A 20669-nucleotide genomic window follows, 5' to 3' on the forward strand; every position below is an offset into this window, starting at 1 on the left:
CGGCCATGGCTTGCGCGCCGCGGACATGGCCAGCAGGGGTCAGGCAACTGCCGTGAGTTTGTGGGGGTTCACCATCCACATGATCTGGTTGATGCCGGTGGCCGACGCTTCGATGGCGACCACGCCGAACAGCCCGCCGTCCTGCTCGAGCCGCACCGCGTACTGCCCGTTGATCACCGTCGGCCGCGCCTTCATGTCCGTCCAGAAGTTGGCGGCGAACGCCTTGATGACCTTCGCGACGGTCGTCGCCCCGTGCAGCGGCACGCGCGCGGCCTGGCGGGTCACGCCGCCGCCGTCTGCGTAGCTGACGACGTCGTCGGCGAACAGCCGCTCCAGCGCGGACAAGTCACCTGCTTGGGCGGCGGCGATGAACGCATCCAGTAGCCGTCGTTGCTCGGCTGGGGCCACTGGGGTCCGTCGTTCGGCGGCGAGGTGCTTGCGGGCGCGGCTGACGTACTGGCGGGCGGTGACCTCGGAGGTCTGCACGATCTCGGCGATCTGGTTGTACGGGTAGTCGAACGCCTCTCGCAGCACGTACGCGGCACGTTCGGTCGGCGGCAGTTTCTCCAGCAGCAGCAACACCGCGAGTTCCAGCGCGGCCGCGCGTTCGGCGCCCAGCTGGGGGTCCGCCGAGGTGTCGACGGGCTCCGGCAGCCACGGCCCGGTGTACGTCTCGTGGCGCGCGTAGGCGGTCTTGGTCGCGTTGATGGCGAGCCTTGTCGTCGCCGTGGCCAGGTAGGCGCTCGGGTTCTGCACCGCCGCACGATCGGCGGTCTGCCAGCGCAGCCACACTTCCTGCAGGAGGTCCTCGGCGTCGCTCACACTGCCCAACATGCGGTACGCGATCCCGAACAGCCGCGGACGGACCTGAGCGAAGACCTCGGCCGCCTCGTCCAGCGCGGTGTCCTCCATGGTTACCTTTCGACGTGGTGCGCGTCCGGGCGTGGCGGATCCTAACTCCGGCCCGCCCGGACGGCCGGGTCGTGAGTCATCCGATGAGGTGAAACCCATCAGCCCTGGCACCCCTTTTCGCTCAGCGCGAGACCACGTTGGTGAACAAGAACACCGAGTCCTCCACGGCCTCGATCCGGTGCCGCCTGCCCGGCAGCACCAGCAGGTCGCCCGGACCGGCCTCCCACGACTCCGGGCCGGCGACCAGCCGCACCCGGCCGTCCAGCAACAGCACGGTCGTCTCGTGCTCGTGCTCTTGTTCGTGCAGGTGCTCGTTCTCCAGCAACGCCATCACGGTCTGCCGGAGCGAGTGCTCGTGGCCGCCGAACACCGTCGCCGCGCTGCGGCGGCTCGACGCGGCACGCGCCAGCTCCAGCTGCTGACGCGCCATGCTGGTCAACCCGGTCCTGGGCCCGCCCGTCATGGCCGCGGGGCCCTCCGGTCGCGCCGCTGCTCCAGCTCCTCGGCGCTCACCGGGACCAGCATCGGCTGGCCGGGCACGCAGAACATGGTCACCACGAACTGGGACTCGGCGTCGGTGAGGTGGTTGCCGTCCTGGTAGTGGATGACGTCACCGCCCGGCTCCCAGAACGCCTCGCCCGCCCTGACCACCCGCGCGGGCTCGCCCTCCAGCTCGAAGTTGATCTCGCCCTTGACCACGTAGCCGTAGGCCGGACCGGAGTGGCGGTGCGGCGGCGCACCCGGGCTGCCGGGCGGAAGGGTGACCAGGATCGTCATCGCCTCGGCCTGCTCGTGGATCTGCGGCGCGCCCGCCACGGTCGACACCACGTCGATCTGTGGCGGTGGCCCGTCGGCGTACGGGTTCGCAAGGCTGTGGGCATGGTCCGTGGTGCTCACTGCGTCCTCCTGGCGGTTGTTCGTCCTCACCAGACAGGACAGGACAGCGAGCCGGGATGTGACAGTTCCGGACGAACTTTCGCGGGCTGTCACAAAACCAGGGGTTGCCCTGTCGAGTGAGTGGACCAAGAAGAACGGGGCACGTCGTGAAGCGGATCCTGATCGTCGGCGGTGGCTACGCGGGTTTCTACACCGCCTGGAAGCTCGAGAAGCGGCTCCGGCCGGACGAGGCCGAGCTCACAGTGGTCGACCCGCGGCCGTACATGACCTACCAGCCGTTCCTGCCCGAAGTGCTCGCCGGGTCGATCGAGGCGCGGCACGCGGCGGTGTCGCTGCGCAGGCACCTGCACCGGACGCGTGTGCTGGCCGGGTGGGTGCGCGAAGTGGACCACGCGCACAAGTCGGTAACGGTGCAGCCGGTGGACGGCGAGGAGTTCACGCTCGGTTACGACATCATCGTGGTCACCGCGGGCGCGGTCACCCGCAAGTTCCCCGTGCCCGGGATCGCCGAGCAGGCCATCGGGCTGAAGAACGTCGAAGAGGCGGTGGCCATCCGCGACCGGCTGCTGACCTCCTTCGACCGCGCCGCGGTGCTTCCGCCCGGACGGTTGCGGCGCAAGCTGCTCACGATCACGTTCGTCGGCGGCGGGTTCAGTGGCGTCGAGGGGCTCGGCGAGCTGCTGTCGCTGGCGACCAGCCTGCTGAGGAAGTACCCCGAGCTGGACCGGAGTGAGCTGCGGTTCCACCTGGTCGAGGCGAGCGACCGGGTGCTGCCCGAGGTGTCGCGCGACCAGGGTGAGTGGGTCGTGCGGTCGCTCCAGCGCCGAGGCGCCCAGGTGCACCTGAAGACCGTGGTCGAGTCCGCTGTGGACGGTCTGGTGGTGTTGTCGGACGGCGCGGAGTTCGACTCCGGGCTGATCGTGTGGACCGCGGGCAACGACTCGAACCCGGTGGTGCGCAAGCACACCGACCTCCCAGTGACCGAGCGCGGGCTGATCGTGGTGCGGCCGGACCTGCGGGTCGGCACCGAAACCGAGCCCGTGCCGGACGCGTGGGCGGCAGGCGACGACGCGGCGGTCCCGGACCTCGTGACCGGCGGGCACACCGTGCCGAACGCGCAACACGCGGTCCGGCAAGGCAATCACCTCGCCCGGAACATCGCGGCGAGCCTGCACGGGCGCAAGACCAAGGCGTACGTGCACCACAGCCTCGGAGCCGTGGCGACGCTGGGCTACGGCCGCGGGATCTTCCAGTACCGCAAGCTCACCATCAGGGGCCTGCTGGCGTGGCTGATGCACCGCGGGTACCACGTGCTCGCCGTGCCGACCTGGGAACGCAAGGTCCGCGTGGCGGCCGTGTGGATCACCGCGTTCCTGTTCGGCCGCGACATCGTGTCGCTCGCCTCGGTGGAGCACCCACGTGACGCGTTCGTGTCGGGTGGCGACCCGGCTGTCACAAACCACACCGCTGCCTTGTCTTAGCCGGATGTGCAGCGCCCATCTACCGGAATGGAGTGAACGATGAAGGTCGTCGTCATCGGCGGGACCGGCCTGATCGGTACCAAGCTCGTGGCGCGGTTGACCGAGCACGGTCACGAGGCGGTGCCCGCCTCCCCCAACACCGGGGTGAACACCCTGACGGGTGAAGGCGTCAAGGAAGTGCTGGTGGGCGCGAACGTCCTGGTCGATGTGTCGAACTCGCCGTCGTTCGCCGACGACGACGCGATGAACTTCTTCAGGACCGCGACCACCAACCTCATCTCCGCCGCGGAGAACGCGGGCGTCGGGCACTACGTCGCGCTGTCGGTGGTCGGCGTCGACCGGCAGCCCGAGGTCGGCTACTTCCGGGCCAAGGTGGAGCAGGAACGGCTGATCCGCGAGTCCGGCCTGCCCTACTCGATCGTGCGCGCCACCCAGTTCTTCGAGTTCGCCGGCGGCGTCGCGGACTCCTCCATGGTGGACGGAGCGGTGCACCTCCCCGGTGCGGGCGTGCAGCCAATGGCCGCCGACGACGTGGCCGCCGCCGTCGGGCGGACCGCGGCGGGTGAACCGGTGAACGGCATCCGGGAGGTCGGCGGGCCCGAGGTGTTCGGCCTGGACAGCTGGATCCGCACGGTGCTGGTCGCCCGGTCCGACCCCCGCGAGGTGGTCACGGATCCGAACGCGCCGTACTTCGGTGCGGTGCCAAGCGAGAACGACCTCCTGCCCGGCCCCGGCGTCACCCTCGCCACCACGACCCTGGGGGATTGGCTGGCTCGCGAATCAAAGGCGTGACCCAGCCTCCGGCGCCACCCACTGCCCAAACCCGTCCAGGGTGGCGCCGGACCCCAGCACACCGAGCCATCCGCATCGGCAACACACACCGCGAGGTTGGTCTTCATGCTCGGCCCGGGCCGGGCCGGGCCGCCCGGTGACCAGCAATCGCCTCGGTGGCGTCGCCTGCTCAACGTGGATCGGCGAACAACATGGGATGTCACGACAGACGGGACGCGGGTTCGTTGGGTTTGCGGCATTCGGCGCCATTGCAAGGGTGGGCAGTGAGGCAGTCGCCGCCGTTGCATGGGTGGGTCAGTTGCTGGTCGGTGGTGGCGCATCCGCCGCCGGTGCAGGGGTAGTCGGCGTTCAGGCCGAGGATCGTGCCGGCCGTCAGGGCCGCGGCGGCGAGGGCGGTTCTGGTTCGCATGGGGGTATCCTCGCCGCGGGGGTTCCTGTCCGAAAGGGACTGTGGTCCTGGGCGGCCGGGAACGCTCCCGGGCGGCACCGCCGGGGCGGCAAACTCTTCCCGTACCGTCCGGTAAGCGGCCGGGTGTGGGGGTGGGTTGGTACTTGCACGCGTGGGGGTTCGGGCTCTCGCCGAGGGGTGTGGCGGCCGAACGGCCCAACTGGCGCGCGAGTCCTAAGACAATCTTGTCATCGGGAAGTTGACCAGGGACTATAACCGGTTTCATTATTGCCCGGCACTACCGGTTGACCCTGCCTTTACCGACCGCCTTCTCTTGGAGTGACAAGAGCCCTGCCGCGCCGGCTGGGCCCTATTCGTCTGCTGTTTTTCGGCCGGACGCGACGGCCGAAAAGCCTCCCGAATCCCTGCATTGATCATCCACACGGGAGCGAGCAATGCGATTCACCTTGCGCCGGGCCGGACTGAGGCGATCCCTCTTAGCCGCCCTCGCCGCGTCAACCGCGATCGCCGTTGTCGCCACCGCCAACTCCGCCCAGGCGGATGACGGTGGCGTCTCCGATCCGCCGATCCTCGGCATCTGGGAGGCGCAAAGCCTCAACGGTGTCAACAACAACCCCTTCAGCTCGGCCGCGGGCAGTGCCGGCACCCGGTACCTGCGGATCGGCTCGGCCCGGTACGCCGACGGTGCGAGCCAGATGGTCTCCGGACCGAACGCCCGGGCCGTGTCCAACCGGATCTTCAACGACATCAACATCAACGTGTTCTCCGAGCGCGGTGTCACCCAGTGGGGCAACGTGTGGGGCCAGTTCGTGGACCACAACATCGGTCACCGCGACGAGGCCGGGACCGCGGCGGACATTCCGTTCAACGCCAACGACCCGATGGAGTCGTTCCGCAACACCCTCGGTGTGGTCCCGTTCAACCGCTCGGTCCCCGCGCCGGGCACGGGTGTGAACAACGCCAGGCAGCACCTCAACACCGAGAACTCTTTCCTGGACGCCGAAGCGGTGTACGGGACGAGCGACGCGCGGCTGGACTGGCTGCGCTCCGGCTCGCTGGACGGCAACCCGGACAACAACTCCGGATCCCTGTTGCTGCCCAACAACTATCTGCCCCGGGCGACGCAACGCGGCAACCCGTCGGCGGCCCCGGTCATGGCAGTGGACGGGCGGCTGCTGGCCACCCCGGGCAAGGCCGTCGTGGCAGGCGACGTCCGAGCCAACGAGCAGGCGCTGCTGACCTCGGTGCAGACGCTGTTCGCCCGTGAGCACAACAGGATCGTCGCCGCGCTGCCGAGCAGTGTGTCGCAGCAGGACAAGTTCCAGATCGCCCGCGCGGTGGTGATCGCGGAGATCCAGTACATCACGTACAACGAGTTCCTCCCGGCGATGGGCGTCTCGCTGCCCGCCTACCGTGGCTACGATCCCGGCGTGGACCCCTCGACGGCGCACGAGTTCGCGACCGTCGCCTACCGCGCGCACAGCATCATCCACGGTGAGATGGAGACCGACACCAACATCAGCCGTTACTCGCAGGCCACTCTCGACGCGCTGCGCAAGATGGGCGCCGAGGTCGAACAGGACGGCGCCGACGTGACCATCGCCGTTCCGGACAACCTGCTGTTCTTCAACCCGGACCTGGTCGAGCAGATCCAGCTGGGCCCGATCATGGCCGGTATCACCGGCGAGTCGGGTTACCGCAACGACGAGACGATCGACAACCAGCTGCGCAGCATCCTGTTCCGGATCCCCACCTCCAGCAACCCGGACTGCCTGGACGGCCCCACCCTGCCCGAGTGCTTCAGCGGCGTGGTGGACCTGGGCGCGATCGACCTGCAGCGCGGCCGCGACCACGGAATGCCGTCGTACAACCAGATGCGCAACGCCTACGGCCTGTCGTCGAAGACGTCGTTCACGGCGATCACCGGCGAGTCAACGGATGCGTTCCCGCGTGACCCGTTGCTGACTCCTGGCAACGAGATCAACGCCCCTAACTGCCTTGACGTCATCGCCTTGTTCGACATCAACGGAAACCCGACGACCGTTGAGGCCGACAACGCGACCCGCGTCGTCCGGCGGTGCACAGTGGCCGCGCGGCTCAAGGCCCTCTACGGTTCAGTGTCCAACATAGACGCTTTCACCGGGATGATGGCCGAGAAGCACGTGTCCGGCACGGAAATGGGCGAGCTGCAGCTCGCCGCCTGGAAGGACCAGTTCGGTGCCGCGCGTGACGGCGACCGGTTCTTCTACCTCAACGACCCGCTGCAGAGCTACATCCGCAGCAACTTCGGCATCGACTCGCGCCGCACCCTGGCGCAGGTGATCGCGGCCAACACCGACATCCCGGCGAACCAGTTGCCGGCCAACGTGTTCCGCATCCCCGGCGCGCCCAACGCCGGCGCGGGCCCGGTCGACGCGGTGGAGGCGGCCGAGGCCGTCGCCGCCCAGCCGGAGCCTACCGTCGCGGCGAGCACCAGTACCCTGACCCGCCACGACTCACGCACACCCTTGCCTGCCAAGCAGGCGACTCCACCGGCCATCACCGGCCTCTACCCGGGTGCCCGGCAGTTGCACCGGCGCCGTTCCACCGCCTAGCAACCAAGCAACACAGTGCTGGTGCCGCGTTCACCGCGGCACCAGCATTGCCCTGCCCTCGGGAGGCCACGTCATGACTTCCGGCACGCAAACGCGCCCGTGGCTCGTACTTTCCGTGCTATGCCTCGGTTTCTTCATGGTCCTGCTGGACACCACGATCGTGAACATCGCCCTGCCGCAGATCACCGTCGGTCTCACTGCGACACTCGACCAGGTCCTGTGGATCGTCAACGCGTACACCCTGACCTACGCCACGTTGCTCGTCACCGGCGGGCGGCTCGGCGACATGTACGGCACGAAGCGGCTTTTCCTCATCGGCCTCGTGCTTTTCACCGCGGCGTCAGCGATCTGCGGCGCCGCCCAGTCCCCCGCCCAGCTGATCGCCGCCCGTGCGGCCCAAGGGATCGGCGGGGCGCTCCTCACCCCGCAGACGCTCGCGATCATCACCGTGACGTTCCCCGAGAACCGGCGCGGCGCCGCGTACGGCATCTGGGGCGGCGTGGCCGGTCTGCCACCATCGCCGGGCCGGTGTTCGGCGGCTTGCTGGTGACGAGCCTGAACTGGCGCTGGGTCTTCTACGTCAACCTGCCGATCGGCCTCGCCGCGCTCACCCTCGCCTGGCTGTACCTGCCCGGCCTCGATGACCGCCGTCCGGCCAAACTGGACTGGCGCGGAACCGTGCTTGCGTCACTGGGTTTGTTCCTGCTCAGCTTCGGCCTGATCGAGGGGCCGTCGCACCGCTGGGGCACGGTGTCCGGACCGGTCACGATCCCGGTGATCCTCGGCGCCGGTCTCGCTGTCCTCATAGGATTCGCTTGGTGGCAACGCGCCCGCCGCAACCCCGCACCGCTTGTCCCGTCAGGGATCTACGCGAACCGGAACTTCGCCGTGATGAGCGGCGTGGTCGCGGCGATCTCGTTCGGCATGCTGGGATTGTTCCTGCCACTGGTGATCTTCCTGCAGTCGGTGCTGTCGCTCAGCGCGGTCCAAGCCGGGCTCATCCTCGCGCCGATGTCGCTGGCGTCCGTCGCCAGCGCCCCGTTCGCGGGCCGGCTGGCGGATCGCAACGGCGGCAAGGACATCCTCATCACCGGTCTGGTGTTGTGGGCCGGTGGCATCGCGGTCGTGCTGTGGGCGACGAGCATCTACGACGCACGCACACAACTGATCATCGGCCTGGTCGTGTCCGGGCTGGGCCTGGGAATGACGTTCGCACCGTTGCAGAGCATCGCCATGCGCGACGTCACCGACCAGACCGCCGGGGCCGCAGCGGGTTTGATGAACACCGCGCGCCAGTTCGGCGCGTTGTTCGGTTCCGCGATCACCGGCGCGCTCCTGCAGGCCCGGCTCGCCACCGGACTCGGCCCCGCGGCACGGGAGAACGTCCAGGCCCTGCCCGAATCCTTCCGCCACTGGGTCCTCGACGGGTTCGAGAAAGCCGCCGCCACCATCAAAGGCCTCGAAGTCGGCGCCGGCCAGACCGGCGCGCACCTCCCCGCCGACCTGCCGGAGTCGGTGCGGCCCGCGATCGAGCAAGTGGCCCTGAAAACGTTCCACGAGGCCTACATCCCGGCGATGCGCACGACTTTGATCGTCCCGATCGTCGTCCTCGCCCTCGCCGTGATCGGCGTCCTGTTCGCGCGCAGCACCGACCGGCAACGACATACGCCACCCGATCGCGTTCCAGCCGGTTAGGCGATCTCGGTGGCGTAGCGGCTCATGACCTTGGCCGTGACCTGCGGGGTCAGCTCCTGGCCGTTGTCGATGGCGGTGCGCAGGTCCCGGAAGTACTGGACGTAGAGGTCGGGCGTGAAGGTGTTGAGCATGACCGCGGGTTCGTCGCCGTGGTTGGCGAAGGTGTGCGGGACGCCGGGCGGGACCATAACGAGGGTGCCCTTGGGTGCCTCGTAGTCGGTCTGTCCCACGGTGAAGCGGACGGTTCCGGACACGACGTAGAAGCCCTCGTCGTGTTCGGCGTGGCGGTGCTGCGGCGGGCCGGCGCTGTGCGGGGCGAGGGTGATCTCGCCGATGCCGAGCCGGTGCGCGGTGGTGCCGCCGTCCTCCATGATCCGCATCCGGGCCGGTCCCAGCTCGATGACCTCGCCGTCGTCCGGCCCGGTGATGGACACCTCGTTCACGGTTACCCCTTCGTAAGAGTTCACTCTCACGACCGAGCCTACAGCGTTATGCAAGTGCACTCTCGTTATGAGGGGTTATCCTCGGCCGCATGGACAGCACGGCCGGCCGCGTCAACCAGAAGAAACGCACCTACACCGCGATCCTGCAGGCCGCGGACGCCCTGGTCAGACAGGGCCGCGAGATCACGATGCCGGCGGTCGCCAAGGCGGCACTGGTGTCGGAGGCGACGGCATACCGGTACTTCCCCGACCTGGCCACGTTGCTGCAGAAGGTGATGGCCGAGCGGCTCCCGGACGTGCGCAACGACCTCGAGGAGCTCACCAGCTCGAGAGACCCGGTCGAGCGCATCGCCATCGCGACCGAGTACCTGCTGCGGCACATACTGACCTACGAGTCCGCGGTCCGGGCCACGATGGCCGCCGCGATCACGCACACCGCCGATATCCGCCCTGGCCTGCGGTTCGACGTGATCGACTTCGCCCTTGAGCCCATGGAGCACGTCTGCGAGCAGCTCAAGCTCGACCTCGCCGTCGCGGTGAGCGCCGAAGCCCTGTTCATCCTGACCGACCTGTGCGGACTCGACCGCGAAGCCGCCATCGCCAGCGCCGTGCACACCGCCACGACCCTCACCCGTTGCGCGGTCACACCCTCATCGTGAGAGTTGACTTGCACGAACCCGGTGGCTACGTTCGTGAGAGTCAACTCTTACGAAGGGGCGTCATGACCACGTTCGACCTGGGCGACGGGCTCACCATCACGGCAACCGAGCAAGGCACCGGCAGCCACGTGTTGATACTGCACGGCGGTGGCGGCCCGCAGTCCGTCGCCGGGCTCGCCGACGCCCTGGCCGCGCACTCGCACGTGATCACCCCGACCCACCCGGGTTTCGAGGGCGAGCCCCGGCCCGGCTGGATGGACACCATCGCGGATCTCGCCGTCGCCTACCTCGACCTGCTCGACGCTCAGGACCTGCGAGACGTGCTGGTCATCGGCAACTCGGTCGGCGGCTGGATCGCCGCCGAGATGGCCCTGCGCGACACCCGCGGCCGGATCGGCCGGATCGCCCTGCTCAACGCGGTCGGCATCGCGGGCGAGATCACGAACCTGGCCGGCCTGCCCCCGGCCGAGATCACCGCGCTGGCGTTCCACAACCCGGCCCTGGCCCTCCGGCCCAGTGAGAACATCGCCGCCAACCAGCAGACCCTGGCCATCTACGCGGGCACGCCCTACATGCACGACCCGAAGCTGCGCCGCCGCCTCGCCCACGTCACGGTTCCCGCGCTGGTCCTGTGGGGCGAGTACGACGGCGTCGTGTCCGCGGACTACGGCCGCGACTACGCCGCCGCCTTCCCTCGGGGCAGCTTCGAACTCATCCCCGACGCGGCGCACTTCCCGCACGTCGAGCAGCTGGACCTGACCCTCAAAGCCCTCGCTCAACCGGCGCCCACAGGCTCGGCAGGTTGACCACGATGCCTTCCTGGCTGCTGCGGGCGATGATCACCACGGCGGGCTCGCCGGTCGGGTTCTCCTCGCGGTGCGGGACGTACGGCGGGACGAAGATGTAGTCACCCGGCTCGGTCTCCAGCCGGACCTCCTGGTCGCCCTCGGCGAAGACGAACACCGGATGCCCGGACTTCACGAAGATCGCCGTCTCCGCCTCGCCGTGGTGGTGGTCGCCGGAGTTCGTCGCCGGGGCGACGTGCGTCTCGCCCATCCAGATCTTCGAGGACCCGACCGTCTTGCCGGACAACGCTTCCAGCCTCGTCATCCCGGTCGTCTGGTTGGTGTCCCCGGTCAGCTCGCCGCCCCGGATGTGCCGCAACGGCTGGTGCCACTCGTCAGTCATGGCTCACATTGTCGCGCCCAGCCCGGCCAGCTCACTGCTCATCCGCCACAGGCGTTCCACCGACCGCCGGTCGACCACGGCCGGGGCCGGCTGGGTCTCCCGAAGGCGTTCGTTGTAGTACCCGCCGTTGACGACGTCCTTCGTGCAGATCCCGGCCATCACCGCGGCGCACTCCCGCAACGGCCTGCCCTCGGCGCAGTAGACGTGCGAGCCTGGCTGCACGCTCACCGCGGTCACTCCGGGCGGCCCGAACTCGGGCAGCGCGCTGGTGAACATCGTCAAGGCCAGTTTGGACTGTGCGTAGGCGGCGCTTTGGCTGTACCGCTGGGAACGGCCGAGGTCGAGCCAGTGGAGGTTCGCACCTCTGTGCATTGTGGACGAAACGTTGACGATCCGGGCGCGGTGGCTGAGCTGTTCCTCGAGCATCGCGGTGAGCAGGTAGTGCGCGAGGTAGTTGACCTGGAACGTCGCCTCGTGGCCGTCCTCGGTCAGGACCCGGAGGTTCTCCCCTGCCGTGCAGGCGTTGTTGATCAGCACGTCGACGCGGGGATGTTCGTCGGCGACCAGCTTGGCCATGGTCGCGACCTCGGTCAGGCTCGTGAAGTCCGCCACCGCCAACCGCAACCTCGCCGGATCGACTCCCGCTGAGACGAGCCGCGCCAGGGTCTCCTCACCGCGCCGCTCGGTCCGGGCGTGCACGATCACGGTCCGCTCGCCCGTGGCCATCAGCCGGGCTGTCTCGTACCCCACACCTTCAGTCGCACCGGTGACCAGCACCGTCAGACCTGACACGTCATTCACTGTGCGTCCCACAGTGCTTTATCTCGGACCGGTCGGGCGTGATCTTGACGGCCGGGCCGGGAACATTGACGTTTTGTTTACCGGATGGCCGAAGCGAGCCTCGCCTGGAGTTTCCTCAGCTGGTCGCGGAGTTCGGGCGGCGACTGGACTTCGAAGGGCACGTCCAGCAGGAGCAGCCGGATGGCCGTCCACTCGAGAGTGTCGGCGGCAAGGTCCACACGGGACGTTTCGTCGCCGGCCGCGGTGATGTCCCCGATCGCGCCAAGGCGTCGGGTCGCTTCGGCCACCGGGAGGTGGAGGGTGACGACCGCGCGGTACGTCGGAGCGGACGAGAACATGGACTCGCGGACATAGGAAGCCGCGTCGTCCGCGGGAAGTGCGCGCGGCACGATGCGGGCGCCGGTCGCGACCGGTGAGGTGATCCGGTCGACGCGAAAGGTCCGCCAGTCGGCGCGGTCGTTGTCGAACCCGACCAGGTACCAGCGACGGCCCTGGGCGACAAGGCGATGCGGGTCGACGTGCCGGCGGGAGGCCGCCCCCGAGTGGCTCGCGTAGGAGAACCGGACGCGCTCGCGGTTGGCCACCGCCGCGCCGAGCAGCGTCAGATGATCGGGATCGACCGGGGCGGCCGCGTGACCGGACAACGCGGGCGGCAGAACCAATGCCTCGGTGGATCCGCTGATCGTGCTGACGCGGTAGCGCAACCGGGACGGCAGGACCTGCTCCAGCTTGGTCAACGCCCGCACCGACGCTTCCTCGATCCCCGCGATCGCCTGGCCCGCCGCGGCCCGCAGCCCGACCGCGATCGCCACCGCCTCGTCGTCTTCGAGCAGGAGCGGCGGCATCGCGGCGCCCGCGCCCAGCCGGTAGCCGCCGGTGGCGCCCATCGTGGCCTCCACCGGGTAGCCGAGGTCGCGCAACCGGTCGATGTCCCGCCGGACCGTGCGCGGGCTGACCTCCAGGCGCTCGGCCAGTTCACTGCCCGGCCATTCGCGTGGGGTCTGCAGCAGGGACAGCAGTCTGAGCAGGCGCGTCATGGTTCGAAGATTGCCACAGAACTAGGACACGATCCGACCTACATGGCTTCTACCTTGGTCTAACCAACGACGAAGGAGCTGGACATGAACGCGATCCCCGACGGCTACCACACCGTGACCCCCTGGATCATCGGCCACGACACCGCCGGGCTGATGGACTTCCTCGCCGCCGCGTTCGACGCCGAGGACCTCGGCGGGCGCGTGGTCGACGAGCACGGCCACATCGGGCACGCCGAGATGCGCATCGGCGACTCCATCGTGATGATGTTCGACAAGCCCGACTGGCCGCACACCCCCGCTTTCCTGCGGTTCTACGTCCCCGACGTGCACCAGTCGGTGAAGAAGGCCGTCGCCACGGGCGCCACCATCGTCACCGAGCCGACCCACCTGTTCTGGGGCGATCTCGTCGCCCGCGTGCACGACCCGTTCGGCAACCTCTACTGGCTGCAGACCCGCATCGAGACCGTCGACGAGGCCGAGATGAACCGGCGGATGACCGACGAGAAGTTCCTGGCCGCGATGCAGTACGTCCAAAGCGCCCTGTACCGCCCAACCGTCGGCTGATCGCCACTCGAAGTGGGATGCCAGGATCCGTTGGCCGATCACCGGCAGGTATCCCCGCATGGGGCATGGCAGCTGCTTTTCACCACAATGAGGGTATGGATCAGGGTGATCGGCTGCGACGGGGCTGGGATCAGTACGCGCCGAGGTATGACCGGGATATCGGGTTCTTCGAGCGGGTGCAGTTCCGCGGCGGGCGCGAATGGGTCTGCGGGCAGGCGAGTGGGGAGGTGCTGGAGGTCGCGGTCGGGACGGGGTTGAACCTGGCGCACTACCCGCCGGAAGCGCGGGTGACGGGGATCGACTTCAGTCCCGCCATGCTTGAGCTGGCCCGCAAGCGCGCCGCGGAGCTCGGCCGGGATGTCGTTCTGATGCGGGCGGATGTGCAGGCGTTGCCATTCGCCGATGGTTCGTTCGACACGGTGGTGTGCACGCTGGGGATGTGCGGTTTTCCGGATGAGCGGGTGGCGATCGCGGAGATGCGGCGGGTGCTGCGGCCGGGCGGGCGGCTGTTGCTGCTCGATCACGTTGGCAGCCACCACAAACTGATCTGGTGGGGTCAGCGGCTGCTGGAGAGGATGACCGTGCGGATGCTCGGCGACTACCAGACGCGTCGGCCGCTGCCGCTGGTGCAGGAGGCCGGGTTCGTCATCGAACAGTCGCAACGCCTCAAAGCCGGCACCGTGGAACGCCTCGCGGCCCGCAAACCCGCCTAAGACCCTCACGAGAGGCCGATGACTACTACCTGCGGCTCACCGCGGACGGCGGCCGGATGCTCAAGGGACAGCCGGCCTTGACGCCCAACCGGCCGGCACAACCCAACGGCGGCGCCCCGGGTCCAACCGGGACAGTCAGCCTGCGGTCCCGCGCCAACGGCCGATATGTCAACGCCACCAACGCATTGATCGCGAGCAGTACCGCAGCCAGTACCGCGGAGCGGTTCGACCTGATCGCTCAGCTGTAGTTGCTGATCGCTGGTATGGACCCGGTCACTTCGACCGGGCCCGTTCTCGTTGCCGCGACGGGTGCCGAGCGACCTCGTTGTTTCACTTCTTGTTTCATATGTAGGCAAGTTCAGCCTTGACGAATGGTGTTTGGGCGTTGTGTCATGAGCCACACGAGGAAACTAAGTTTCACTTTGTTTCACGATCGTGCGGAGATTGCTCCCTACCCTGCAAGGAGCGTCATGCGATCAACGACCGTGCGGTGGCGCATAGCCGCTGCCGCGACCGTGCTAGTCGGAACGTACCTGGCCACGCCCGCGCTCGCGGCGACCACCGCGAGTGTGTGGCTCACCACTGCTGATCGGTCCAACCTGTTGCGGCAACAGGGGAACGTCACGTTCGGGACCGGCGGCAGCGGACCCGTGATCACCGTGAACCCGAACGCCACCTTCCAGTCGATGGTGGGCTTCGGCGCGTCGCTCACCGACGCGGCCGCATGGAACATCTGGAACTCGCCGCAGCGCGACGGGATCATGAACGCGCTGTTCAACCCGTCGAGCGGGGTCGGTCTCAGCTGGCTGCGCCAACCCATTGGGGCGACGGACTTCTCACGCAGCTTCTACACCTACGACGACGGCGCCGCCGATCCGAGCCTGTCCCGGTTCTCCGTCGCGCACGACGACGCGTACATCCTGCCGTTGGTGCGGCAGGCGAAGTCGCTGAACCCGGCGCTGTCCATCATGGCCACTCCGTGGAGCGCGCCCGCGTGGATGAAGAACAACAACAACCTGGTCGGCGGGTCGCTCAACGACAGCCAGGTCGGGGTGTATGCGGACTATCTGGTCAAGTTCGCGCAGGCCTATGGTGCCGCGGGCGCGCCGGTCTCGTACATGAGCGTGCAGAACGAGCCGAACTTCTCGCCACCGGCCTATCCGGGAATGCGGATGTCCGCCGGCCAGCAGGTGAACATCATCAACAACCTGGCGCCGAAGCTGCGCTCGGCCGGACTGGGCACGAAACTGCTCGGCTACGACCACAACTGGGACGACACCAGCTACCCGCAGACGGTGAACAGCGGCGCCGGGTCCAATGTGGTCGGTTCGGCGTGGCACTGCTACGGCGGTAACCCAAGTGGACAGTCCACAGTGCACAACGCGCAGCCGGGCAAGGAGATCTTCTTCACCGAGTGCTCCGGTACGGCCTCCGCCGACGACGCCAGCACGTTCCGGGACACGTTGCGGTGGCAGGGAATGAACCTCGCCATCGGCGCCACCCGCAACTGGGCGCGGACCGTGACGATCTGGAACATGGCGCTGAACGCCAGCCATGGCCCGGTGATCGGCAGCTGCGGCAACTGCATGGGTGTCGTCACAACGAATGGCAACAGCGTCACCTACAACGCCGAGTACTACGTGCTGGGGCACTTGAGCAAGTTCGTCAAGCCCGGGGCGGTGCGGATCGACTCGACCGGTTTCGGCGAGGGCGGCATCCAGAACGTCGCCTTCCGCAACCCGGACGGCACGATCGCGCTCGTGGCCATCAACACCGGTGGCACGCAGAACTTCCAGGTCTCGTATGGCGGCCAGTCGTTCGGCTACCAGCTCCCGGGCGGCGCGATGGCCACGTTCACCTGGCCGGGGTCCGGCGGCAGCACTCCACCGACCGGCCGGACCGGCGCGATCACCGGCCTGGGCGGCAAATGCCTGGACGTCACCGGTGGTTCGACCACCAACGGCAACCAGCCGCAGATGTGGTCGTGCACCTCTGGCCCGAACCAGCAGTGGACCATCTCCACCGACGGCACGATCCGCGGTCTCGGCAAATGCCTTGATGTGACCGGCAATGGGACCGCGGACGGCACCGCTGTCCAGCTATGGGACTGTTTCGGTGGCGGGAACCAGCAGTGGACATACTCGGCGGCCGGCGACCTGGTCAACGTCGGCAGCCAGAAATGTCTTGATGTGAAGGACCGCAGTACCGCTGATGGCGCTAAACTGCAGATCTGGACTTGTACGGGCGCGTCCAACCAGAAATGGATGGTGCCCGCGTGAAGTTCCTGGCAGTAGCCACAATCGTCCTGGCCGTGACCGGGGTCGCCGTCACCGGCGCCTCGGCCGCGGCCAGCGGCCAGATCACCGGCATCGGCGGCAAGTGCGCCGACGTCACGAACGGTTCCCCGGCCAACGGGACGCGCATCCAGCTGTGGACGTGCAACGGTGGTGCGGCGCAGCAGTGGACCGTTCGAGACGACGGATCGATCGCGGCCCTGGGCAGATGCCTCAACGCGGCAGGAACCGCCAACGGCGCGGCCGTGCAGATCTTTGACTGCAACGGTTCCACCGCACAACAGTGGACGGCTTCGTCGGGGCGGCTGCTCAACGCGGCCGCCCAGAAGTGCCTCGACGCAACGGGAGTCTCCAGCGCGGACGGCACGAAACTCCAGCTCTGGTCGTGTTCCTCGGGCACGAACCAGCAGTGGACCCTGCCCGCTTCCTCCGGCGGCCCGGGCCTTTGCCCGCAGGGGCCGTTCGGCAATCCCATGCCCTCGCCGAACCTGACCGCCACGAAGATCAGGGACGGCTTCAACTTCCTGGAAGGCCCGACCTGGGACGCGGCCAGCCAGACGTTGCTGCTGACCAACATGTACGACGGTACCGGCTCTCAGAACGTCCAGCCTTCGGACATCCTGCGGTACACCCCGTCGACCGGGGCGTTCACGACGTTCATTCCGAACGCAGGCAGCAACGGCCTGGCCATCAGCCGCGACGGCACGACGATCTACGCGGCGACCCACGACCAGCGCAGCCTGTCCGCGTACAACCTTGCCACCAAACAACGAACGACGATCGCGGCCAACTACCAAGGGCACCTGTTCAACTCGCCCAACGATGTGACCGTGGGCGCCAACGGAACCGTGTACTTCACCGACCCGGACTTCCAGCGCGCCAACCGGCCGGACCAGATGTCCGGCAGGACCAGCGTCTTCCGGGTCACCAACGGGGTCGTCACCCTCATCGACGACACCATCCGCGAACCCAACGGAATCGAGCTGTCGCCCGACGGAAAGACCTTGTACGTCGGCGGAAACGCCAGCGGCAAGGTCTACAGGTACCCGGTCAACGCGGACGGCAGCACCGGCCCCCGCAGCGACTTCGTGTCGCTGGGCGGGACCGACGGCGGCACCATCGACTGCGCGGGCAACGTCTACCAGGTCACCTATGGCGACGGGAAGGTGCACGTGTACTCGCCGTCCGGGCAGTCCCTCGGCACGATCTCCGCCGGTCGCAACGCCACCAACGTCGCCTTCGGTGGCGCGGACCGCACGACCCTGTACATCACCTCCGGAACCCCTTCCTCCGGCGGGAACACCGGCAACTTCGGGTTGTACAGCGTCCGGCTGAACGTCCCAGGCTGGCCTTACTGACGTGAGGTGGCGCCGCCACCAGCGCCGGCGGCGCCACCTCGTTCCCATAGCAGCGGGCTGGTTCTTGGGCCAGGATGGTTCGCGCGAAACCGTCCAGCCCCAGGAGATGGCCCGATGTCATCCGATCCCGTGATCTCGTTGATGCTCGCCGTGCCCGATGCCGGTGCCGCGGCGAAGTGGTACGCCGAGGCCTTGGGCGCCACCGAGCTGTGGAACCTCGGCAGTGTCATCGGGTTGTCGGTCGGTGGAGCTCCGATCTTCCTGGGGCAACCCGAGAACAACGGCTGGGACGATCCCCGGACGGCCGGGACCCGGACGGTCCGGGTCGAGGTGTTCGTGGACGACCCGGACGCCTTCATCGCGCGGGCGGTTCAGGCCGGGGCCGACGGCAGCGTCGACGAGATCCGGGACCACCAGATGCCCTGGGGCCCGCACCGCCAGGGTGGTTTCGTCGACCCGTTCGGGCACAAGTGGCTTGTCGGTGACCGCTCCCCGTTGAGCGCTCACGAGTGTTAGTCGGCGGTCGCCAGCGTCTCGATCTCGGTCAGGCCGGACAGGGCTCGGGGCAACGGGCCTTCGTGCAGGACGCCGAGGCGCTGGGTGGCGCGGGTGAGCGCGACGTAGAGCTCGGCCGCGCCGCGGGGCCCGTCGTTGATGATCCGCTCGGGGTCGACGACCAGAACCGCGTCGAACTCGAGGCCCTTGGTCTCCGACGCCGGCACCGTGCCCGGCACGCCCGGCGGCCCGATCACGATGCTCGTCCCCTCGCGCCCGGCCTCGTCCCGGACGAACTCCTCGATGGCGGCGGCCATGTCTCCCGCCGTGACCAGCCTCGACCACGGCCGGACACCGTTCGCGCGGACCGACTCCGGGGGCTGCACCCCGGGGGCGAACTCGGCCAGCAGCGCGGCGGCGATGGTCATGATCTCCGCGGGCGTGCGGTAGTTCACCGTCAACGACCGGTAGACCCAGCGGCCGGGCACGTACGGCTCCAGCATGGTGCCCCACGATGTCGCGCCCGCGGGTGAACGGCGCTGGGCGAGGTCGCCGACGACGGTGAAGGACCGGTTGGGGCAGCGCCGCATCAGCACTCGCCAGTCCATTTCGGACAGTTCCTGGGCCTCGTCGACCACGACATGGCGGTAGGTCCAGTCGCGGTCGGCGGCGGCACGTTCGACGAGCTCACGGGTGTCATGCTCGACGAACCGGTCCGCCAGCTCGTCGGCGAAGATCAGGTTCGCCGCGACCAGCCCGATGTCCTCGTCCAGCTCCTCGCGGTCCAGCTTCATGATGTCCATGACACCCGCGGCGTACTCGGCCTCGGCTTGCCGTTCCCGTGCGATGGCCTGCTCCGCGGCCCGGTCCGCCGCCTTGTCCCGGCCCAGCATGTCGACCAGCTCGTCGAGCAACGGCACGTCCGACACCGTCCAGGCCTCGCCGTCGGCGCGCCACAACGCGCGGTCGGCGCCTGCCGCACGCAGCCGTTCCTCGGACGAGTACAGCGAGGACAGCAGCGTCTCCGGCGTGAGAACCGGCCAGAGGTCCTCGATCGCGCTGGTGAACACCGGGTCCTCCGCGAGCTCCTTGACCAGGTCGGCTCGCATCTCCTCCCACGCCTCGCGGTCCGACCGGGTCAGCCAGCCCTTGCCGATCCGGGCGATCGCGCGTTCGGTGAGGACATACGTGATGATCTCGACGAACGTCTCGCGGGCCTCGTTGTGCGGCAGACCGGTCGCGCGCGCCTCCTCCCTGGCCCACGTCGCGGTCTCGGCGTCGATCCGGGCCTTGACGTCCCGCAGCTCGATCTGGATCGGCTCGGCCGGCACCCGTTCGCGGTCGGCGACCGCGGCCTTGAGCACGTCCAGGATCTTCAGCGATCCCTTGAGCCGCGCGGCCTCCGGCGGGTCCTCAGCGGTGACGTGCAGACCGGGCACGAGATCACCCGGAGTCACGAACACCACGTCGGACTCACCCAGCGACGGCAGCACCTGACCGATGTGGGTGAGGAACGCGGGGTTCGGCCCGACCACGAGCACACCGTGGCGTTCCATCCGTTCCCGCTGGGTGTAGAGCAGGTAGGCGACGCGGTGCAGCGCCACCACGGTCTTGCCGGTGCCGGGACCGCCCTCGATCACCAGGACACCCGGGTGGTCGAGGCGGATGATCTCGTCCTGCTCGGCCTGGATGGTCGCCACGATGTCGCGCATGCCCTCACCGCGCGGCGCGTTGACCGCCGCGAGCAGGGCCGCGTCGCCGCGCTCGTCCTCGCCGGGGCGGCCGAACACCTCGTCGGTGAAATCGAGCACCTGACGGCCGCGGGTGAGGAACTGGCGGCGCCGGCGCATGTTCTCCGGATTCGCACCGGTGGCCGTGTAGAACGGGCGCGCCGCGGGCGCCCGCCAGTCGAGCAGCACCGGTTCGTAGCCGTTCCGCTCATCGAAAAGGCCGATCCGGCCAATGTGGGAATGCTCGCCCGAAACCGTGTCCAACCGGCCGAAACACAACCCGTTGTCGGCCACGTTCAGCCGTTTCATCTCCCTGGCCCGGTCGCGGACCTCGACGTCCCGTTCCATCGGTGAGCCGCCGTTTCCGCCCAGTGCCGCGGTGTACTCCCCCTTCACTCGCGCGCGCTCGGCGTCGAGGCGCGCGTAGAGCCCGGCCACGTAGTCCCGCTCGGACCGCAATTCCTCTTCGTACCCCTGAGTTGACACATGCCCCTCACAGCGGCTAATCTGGCAGTAGTTCGGCGGGTTCTCCACGGGTTCATGGAGGACGCGCCAATCTTTTATTCTGCACCTTCTGTCAAGCCCCCCAGGCAATTCAGCCTGGTCG

19 protein-coding genes and 1 pseudogene are annotated in these 20669 nt (G+C 68.3%); 11 read left to right on the forward strand and 9 right to left on the reverse strand.

Translation table 11 applies throughout. The annotated features are described in order from the left end of the window. Nucleotides 1-39: 39 nt before the first annotated feature. The 3 genes from AB0J95_RS28300 to AB0J95_RS28310 form a co-directional block, all read right to left on the reverse strand. A complete protein-coding gene (locus AB0J95_RS28300; protein ID WP_364764091.1) occupies nt 40-912 on the reverse strand; it encodes an RNA polymerase sigma-70 factor in 873 nt (290 codons plus the stop codon). Between the two features lie 121 nt (nt 913-1033). Continuing rightward, a complete protein-coding gene (locus tag AB0J95_RS28305; RefSeq protein ID WP_364764094.1) occupies nt 1034-1342 on the reverse strand; it encodes a LuxR family transcriptional regulator in 309 nt (102 codons plus the stop codon). A gap of 29 nt (nt 1343-1371) precedes the next feature. Next, complete coding sequence (locus tag AB0J95_RS28310; RefSeq protein ID WP_364764097.1) at nt 1372-1809, reverse strand: cupin domain-containing protein; 438 nt, start codon at nt 1807-1809, stop codon at nt 1372-1374. A 146-nt stretch (nt 1810-1955) separates the two neighbouring features. Between AB0J95_RS28310 and AB0J95_RS28315 the strand changes: the two genes are divergently transcribed. After that, complete coding sequence (locus AB0J95_RS28315; RefSeq protein ID WP_364764100.1) at nt 1956-3290, forward strand: FAD-dependent oxidoreductase; 1335 nt, start codon at nt 1956-1958, stop codon at nt 3288-3290. Between the two features lie 39 nt (nt 3291-3329). Beyond that, a complete protein-coding gene (locus tag AB0J95_RS28320) occupies nt 3330-4082 on the forward strand; it encodes an SDR family oxidoreductase (protein ID WP_364764103.1) in 753 nt (250 codons plus the stop codon). A 199-nt stretch (nt 4083-4281) separates the two neighbouring features. On the opposite strand, the gene AB0J95_RS28325 is transcribed toward AB0J95_RS28320, so the two are convergent. Continuing rightward, entirely contained in the window at nt 4282-4491 is a 210-nt protein-coding gene (locus AB0J95_RS28325) for a hypothetical protein (protein WP_364764106.1), read from the reverse strand. Nucleotides 4492-4925: 434 nt separating this feature from the next. On the opposite strand from AB0J95_RS28325, the gene AB0J95_RS28330 reads away from it, so the two are divergent. Then, nucleotides 4926-7085: a peroxidase family protein gene (locus tag AB0J95_RS28330; protein WP_364764109.1), complete on the forward strand. Its 2160-nt coding sequence runs from the start codon at nt 4926-4928 to the stop codon at nt 7083-7085. A gap of 136 nt (nt 7086-7221) precedes the next feature. After that, nucleotides 7222-8780 (forward strand): annotated as a pseudogene (locus AB0J95_RS28335) (MFS transporter). Here the strand turns inward: AB0J95_RS28335 and AB0J95_RS28340 are convergent. Next, nucleotides 8777-9223: a cupin domain-containing protein gene (locus AB0J95_RS28340; protein ID WP_364764112.1), complete on the reverse strand. Its 447-nt coding sequence runs from the start codon at nt 9221-9223 to the stop codon at nt 8777-8779. The pseudogene AB0J95_RS28335 and the gene AB0J95_RS28340 overlap by 4 nt on opposite strands. Before the next feature lie 89 nt (nt 9224-9312). Here AB0J95_RS28340 and AB0J95_RS28345 point away from each other — a divergent pair, with 89 nt between their 5' ends. Together AB0J95_RS28345 and AB0J95_RS28350 are read left to right on the forward strand one after the other, a co-directional pair. Continuing rightward, entirely contained in the window at nt 9313-9882 is a 570-nt protein-coding gene (locus tag AB0J95_RS28345) for a TetR/AcrR family transcriptional regulator (RefSeq protein ID WP_364764114.1), read from the forward strand. Between the two features lie 62 nt (nt 9883-9944). After that, nucleotides 9945-10688, forward strand: a complete 744-nt coding sequence (locus AB0J95_RS28350) for an alpha/beta hydrolase (protein ID WP_364764116.1) — start codon at nt 9945-9947, stop codon at nt 10686-10688. On the opposite strand, the gene AB0J95_RS28355 is transcribed toward AB0J95_RS28350, so the two are convergent. From AB0J95_RS28355 to AB0J95_RS28365, 3 genes are all read right to left on the reverse strand, one after another. Further along, nucleotides 10645-11070: a cupin domain-containing protein gene (locus AB0J95_RS28355; protein WP_364764118.1), complete on the reverse strand. Its 426-nt coding sequence runs from the start codon at nt 11068-11070 to the stop codon at nt 10645-10647. The genes AB0J95_RS28350 and AB0J95_RS28355 overlap by 44 nt on opposite strands. Nucleotides 11071-11073: 3 nt before the next feature. Further along, nucleotides 11074-11862, reverse strand: a complete 789-nt coding sequence (locus AB0J95_RS28360; protein ID WP_364764121.1) for an SDR family NAD(P)-dependent oxidoreductase — start codon at nt 11860-11862, stop codon at nt 11074-11076. An 86-nt stretch (nt 11863-11948) separates the two neighbouring features. Then, nucleotides 11949-12908: a YafY family protein gene (locus AB0J95_RS28365; RefSeq protein WP_364764124.1), complete on the reverse strand. Its 960-nt coding sequence runs from the start codon at nt 12906-12908 to the stop codon at nt 11949-11951. Nucleotides 12909-12992: 84 nt separating this feature from the next. Here AB0J95_RS28365 and AB0J95_RS28370 point away from each other — a divergent pair, with 84 nt between their 5' ends. The 5 genes from AB0J95_RS28370 (at nt 12993) to AB0J95_RS28390 (ending at nt 18353) form a co-directional block, all read left to right on the forward strand. Further along, the gene (locus AB0J95_RS28370) at nt 12993-13472 is read left to right on the forward strand and encodes a VOC family protein (RefSeq protein ID WP_364764127.1); all 480 of its coding nucleotides are present in this window, start codon (nt 12993-12995) and stop codon (nt 13470-13472) included. A 95-nt stretch (nt 13473-13567) separates the two neighbouring features. Continuing rightward, complete coding sequence (locus AB0J95_RS28375; RefSeq protein WP_364764130.1) at nt 13568-14185, forward strand: class I SAM-dependent methyltransferase; 618 nt, start codon at nt 13568-13570, stop codon at nt 14183-14185. Between the two features lie 470 nt (nt 14186-14655). Continuing rightward, nucleotides 14656-16464: a ricin-type beta-trefoil lectin domain protein gene (locus AB0J95_RS28380; protein WP_364764133.1), complete on the forward strand. Its 1809-nt coding sequence runs from the start codon at nt 14656-14658 to the stop codon at nt 16462-16464. Continuing rightward, on the forward strand, nt 16461-17837 hold the full coding sequence (locus tag AB0J95_RS28385) for an SMP-30/gluconolactonase/LRE family protein (RefSeq protein WP_364764136.1): 1377 nt from the start codon (nt 16461-16463) through the stop codon (nt 17835-17837). Before AB0J95_RS28380 ends, AB0J95_RS28385 begins: the two co-directional genes overlap by 4 nt. Nucleotides 17838-17951: 114 nt before the next feature. Continuing rightward, nucleotides 17952-18353, forward strand: a complete 402-nt coding sequence (locus tag AB0J95_RS28390; protein ID WP_364764139.1) for a VOC family protein — start codon at nt 17952-17954, stop codon at nt 18351-18353. On the opposite strand, the gene helR is transcribed toward AB0J95_RS28390, so the two are convergent. After that, complete coding sequence (gene helR, locus AB0J95_RS28395) at nt 18350-20548, reverse strand: RNA polymerase recycling motor ATPase HelR (RefSeq protein ID WP_364764142.1); 2199 nt, start codon at nt 20546-20548, stop codon at nt 18350-18352. The genes AB0J95_RS28390 and helR overlap by 4 nt on opposite strands. Nucleotides 20549-20669 lie beyond the last annotated feature (121 nt).

The sequence above is a fragment of the Actinocrispum sp. NPDC049592 genome, assembly GCF_040675465.1.
Classification (GTDB): Bacteria; Actinomycetota; Actinomycetes; order Mycobacteriales; family Pseudonocardiaceae; genus Kibdelosporangium.